Origin of the sequence: Streptomyces murinus (assembly GCF_002154555.1) — a bacterium.
Taxonomy (GTDB): Bacteria; Actinomycetota; Actinomycetes; order Streptomycetales; family Streptomycetaceae; genus Streptomyces; species Streptomyces murinus.
Genome location: NZ_MUNF01000431.1, coordinates 166 through 4,818, shown reverse-complemented (window position 1 = coordinate 4,818; position 4,653 = coordinate 166). Strand labels below are relative to the sequence as shown.

Below are 4,653 nucleotides of genomic sequence, written 5' to 3'. Positions count from 1 at the left end.
TCACCGGCGGCACCGGCACCCTGGGCGCGCTCATCGCCCGCCACCTGGTCACCGAGCACGGGGTACGGCACCTGGTGCTGGCCGGCCGCCGTGGCGAGGCCGCGCCCGGGGCCCCGGAACTGGTGGCCGAGCTGGCCCGGCTCGGCGCGCGGGCGCGGGCCGTGGCCTGTGACGCGGCCGACCCGGAAGCGCTGCGCGCCACCCTCGACGGCATCGACGCCGCGCACCCGCTCACCGCCGTCGTGCATGCCGCCGGACTACTGGAGGACGCCACCGTGCCCGCGCTCACCCCGGGCGCGCTGGAGCGGGTGCTGCGGCCCAAGGCGGACGCGGCCTGGCACCTGCACGAGCTGACCCGTGACCACGACCTGTCCGCGTTCGTGCTGTTCTCCTCCGTGGCCGGCACCCTCGGCCTCGGCGGCCAGGCCAACTACGCGGCGGCCAACGCCTTCCTGGACGCCCTCGCGCACCGCCGACGGGCCGAGCGGCTGCCGGCGGTCTCGCTCGCCTGGGGCCTGTGGGAGCAGGCCAGCGGCATGACCGGCGCGCTGTCCGACGCCGACCTGGCCCGGATGGCCCGCTCGGGGGTCGCGCCACTGCCCACCGACGAGGCGCTGCGACTGCTCGACACCGCGCTCGTGGGCGACGCCCCGCTGCTGGTGCCGGCCGCCCTCGACACCGCGGCGCTGCGCACCGGACCGGCCACCGAGGCCGTACCGCCGATGCTGCGCGGCCTGGTGCGGATACCGGCCCGGCGCGCCGAACGGGCCGCGGCGGACGGCGTCGAGCAGGGCCCGGACGGATTCGCCGAGCGGCTGCGCGGCCTGGATCCGGAGAGCCGCCGGCACACCGTCCTGGAGCTGGTCCGCCAGTGCGCCGCGGTGGTCCTCGGACACGGCGGCCCCGACGCCGTCGACCCCGAACGGGCCTTCGCCAAGCTGGGGTTCGACTCGCTCACCTCGGTCGAACTGCGCAACCGGCTGAACGCGGCCACCGGCCTGCGGCTGCCCACCACCCTGCTCTTCGACTGCCCGACCCCGGCCGCCGTCGCCGACCGGGTGCTCGACCGGCTGCTGCCCGCCGCGCCCGCACCGCTCGACGCGCCCGCGCCCGACGGCCCGGAGCCCGCCGCGGCCACCGGGGCGCCGGAAACGGAAGCGGTCCTGGAGCAGCTGGCGTCGGCCAGCGACGACGAAATCTTCTCGTTCATCGAAAGCGAACTCGGCATCTCATGAGGAGTGTTGGCCGGATGTCTCACGAGGACAAACTCCGCGACTACCTGAAGAAGGTCACGACCGACCTCCACGCCACCCGGCAGCGGCTGCGCGAGCGCGAGGAGCGCGACCAGGAGCCGGTCGCGATCGTCGGGATGGGGTGCCGTTTCCCGGGTGACGTGCGTTCCCCGGAGGATCTGTGGCGCCTGGTGGTCGGTGGTGGTGACGCGGTGGGCGGGTTTCCCGAGGACCGGGGCTGGGATCTGGAGGACCTGTACGACCCGGAGCCCGGCCGGGCCGGGAAGTCGTATGTCCGCGAGGGTGCCTTCCTGCGCTCGGCGGCCGAGTTCGATGCGGGTTTCTTCGGGATCTCGCCGCGTGAGGCGACGGCGATGGACCCGCAGCAGCGGCTGCTGCTGGAGACCGGCTGGGAGGCGCTGGAGCGGGCCGGTATCGACCCGACCGCCCTGCGCTCCACCGCCACCGGCGTGTTCGTCGGCCTGATGTACCACGACTACACCGCCCGCATCGGCCCGCTGCCCGCGGAGTACGAGGGCTACGGCGTCACCGGCGGCTCCTCCAGCGTGGCCTCCGGCCGGATCTCCTACGTCCTGGGCCTGGAGGGCCCGGCGGTCACGGTGGACACCGCCTGCTCCTCCTCGCTGGTCGCCCTGGACATGGCGGTGCGAGCGCTGCGGCGCGGCGAGTGTGGACTCGCCCTGGCCGGCGGCGCGGCCGTGATGCCCTCCCCGACGATCTTCCTGGAGTTCTCCCGGCAGCGCGGCCTGGCCCCCGACGGGCGGTGCAAGGCGTTCTCCGCGGACGCGGACGGCACCGGCTGGGGCGAGGGCGTCGGTGTGCTGGTGCTGGAGCGGCTGTCGGACGCGGTCCGCAACGGGCACCGGGTGCTGGCCGTGGTGCGGGGCAGCGCGGTCAACCAGGACGGCGCGAGCAACGGCCTGACCGCACCCAGCGGCCCCGCCCAGGAACGCGTGATCCGCCAGGCGCTCGCCGACGCGGGCCTCGGCCCCGAGGACGTCGACGCCGTCGAGGGTCACGGCACGGGGACGAAGCTGGGTGATCCGATCGAGGCGCAGGCGTTGATCGAGACCTACGGTCAGGGGCGTCCGGCTGAACGTCCGTTGTTGTTGGGGTCGTTGAAGTCGAACATCGGGCATACGCAGGCTGCGGCCGGTGTGGGCGGTGTGATCAAGATGGTGATGGCGCTGCGGGCGGGTGTGGTGCCGGCGACGCTGCATGTGGGTGAGCCGAGTCCGCATGTGGACTGGTCGGCGGGCACGGTGGAGCTGGTCACGCGGGCGCGGGCGTGGCCTGAGGCCGGCCGGGTGCGTCGTGCGGCGGTGTCGTCGTTCGGGATCAGTGGTACCAACGCGCATGTGATCCTCGAGCAGGCGCCCGAGGTGCGGGGCGGGGATGTCGTGGCGGAGGGTGTGCTGGGTTCGGCGCCGTGGGTGTGGCCGGTGTCGGCGCGGGGTGCGCAGGGGTTGCGGGCGCAGGCGGCGCGGTTGCTGGAGTTCGCCGAGCGGTGCCCGGATCTGGAACCTGGTGCGGTGGGGCGGGCGTTGGCGACGGGTCGTGCGGCGTTGTCCCATCGTGGTGTCGTGACGGGTGCCGGTCGCGAGGAACTGCTCGCGGGACTCGCCGCCCTCGCCGCCGGCCAGGACTCCCCGCACCTCGTCACCAGCGCCACCGAGGCCACCGGCGGCCGCACCGTCTTCGTCTTCCCCGGCCAGGGCTCCCAGTGGACCGGCATGGCCCGCGAACTCCTCGACACCTCACCGGTGTTCCGGACCGCCATCGAGGACTGCGCCCGCGAGCTGGCCCCCTTCGTGGACTGGTCGCTCACCGACGTGCTGCGCGGCACCCCCGGCGCGCCGTCGCTGGAGCGGGTCGACGTCGTCCAGCCCGCGATCTTCGCCATGATGATCGCGCTCGCCGAGGTCTGGCAGGCCGCGGGCGTGCGGCCCGCCGCCGTGATCGGGCAGTCCCAGGGCGAGATCGCCGCCGCCTACGTGTGCGGGGCGCTCAGCCTGACGGACGCCGTGCGGATCGTGGCGCTGCGCAGCCTCATCACCCGCGACCGGCTGGCCGGGACCGGCGCGATGGCTTCGGTGGCGCTGCCCGCCGACCGCGTCGCCGAGCAGCTCGCCACCCACCCCGAGCCGGTCGAGATCGCCTCCGTCAGCAGCCCCGCGGCCACCGTGGTGGCGGGCGCCCCCGAGGTGCTGGACGCGCTGCTCGCCCAGTGGGAGGCCGAGGGCGTACGGGCCCGCCGCATCCCCGTCGACTATGCCTCGCATTCCGCGTACGTCGAGGCGATCGAGGAGGAACTGCTGGCCGCGCTCGCCCCGGTCGCGCCGCGCCGCTCCCGGATCCCCTTCTACTCGACCGTCACCGGCGAGGCGTACGAGACGACCGCCCTGGACGCCGCGTACTGGTACCGCAATCTGCGCTCCACCGTCCGCTTCGCCGACACCACCCGCGCCCTGCTCGCCGACGGCTACCGGGTGTTCGTCGAACCGACCGCGCACCCGCTGCTCACGTCCGCCGTACAGGAGATCGCCGAGGCCGCGGACCTGCCCGCCGTCACCCTGGAGACGCTGCGCCGCGACGACGGCGGACCGGCCCGGCTCAGCCACTCCCTGGCGCGCGCCCATGTGCACGGCGCGCCGGTCGACTGGCGCGCCGTCCTCGGCGGCGGCCGGCCGGCCGACCCCGCCGAGCTGCCCACCTATGCCTTCCAGCACGCCGGCTACTGGCTGGACGCCCCGGCCGCGGCCGGGGACGCCGCCGGACTCGGCCTGGAGGCCCTGGACCACCCGCTGCTGGGCGCCGCCGTGGCCTGTGCCGAGGACGGTACGACCCTGTTCACCGGCCGGGTGTCGCTGCGCACCCACCCCTGGCTCGCCGACCACGCCGTGTCCGGCACGGTGCTGCTGCCCGGCACCGCCCTGCTGGAACTGCTGGTGCGCGCCGGCGACCAGGTGGGCTGCGCGGGCGTCGAGGAACTCGACCTGGCCGCTCCACTGGCCCTCCCGGCGGACGGCGGGGTCCGGATCCAGGTCACCGTGTCCACGCCCGACGCCTCGGGCGGCCGCGACGCCGGCGTGCACGCGCGCCGTGACGACGACCCGGACGGCGAATGGACCTGCCACGCCGCCGGCCGGCTCGTCCCGGGCCCGGCCGCTTCCGAGGAGGCCGCGCCCGCCGTATGGCCGCCGCGGGGTGCCGAGCGGATTGCCACCGAGGGCGCCTACGAGCGGCTCGCCGCGTCCGGGTACGCCTACGGGGCCGCCTTCCAGGGCCTGAAGTCCGCCTGGCGGCACGGCGACGACCTGTACGCCGAGGTCGCGCTCGGCGCCGACCGGCACAAGGACGCGGCCGCCTTCGCCCTGCATCCGGCGCTGCTGGACGCGGC

At 75.3% G+C, this 4,653-nt stretch carries 2 protein-coding genes (1 of these 2 only partly in view); both read left to right on the top strand.

From position 1 onward, the window contains the following. Window positions 1-1,235: SDR family NAD(P)-dependent oxidoreductase (locus CCN72_RS25155; RefSeq protein WP_143664193.1), on the top strand; the 1,235-nt coding region annotated here is incomplete at its 5' end. Beyond that, window positions 1,232-4,653 carry part of the coding region annotated (locus CCN72_RS25150; protein WP_425276170.1) for a type I polyketide synthase on the top strand (this coding region is incomplete at its 3' end). The annotated region continues 165 nt past the right edge of the window, so 3,422 of the 3,587 annotated nt are shown. The genes CCN72_RS25155 and CCN72_RS25150, both read left to right, overlap by 4 nt.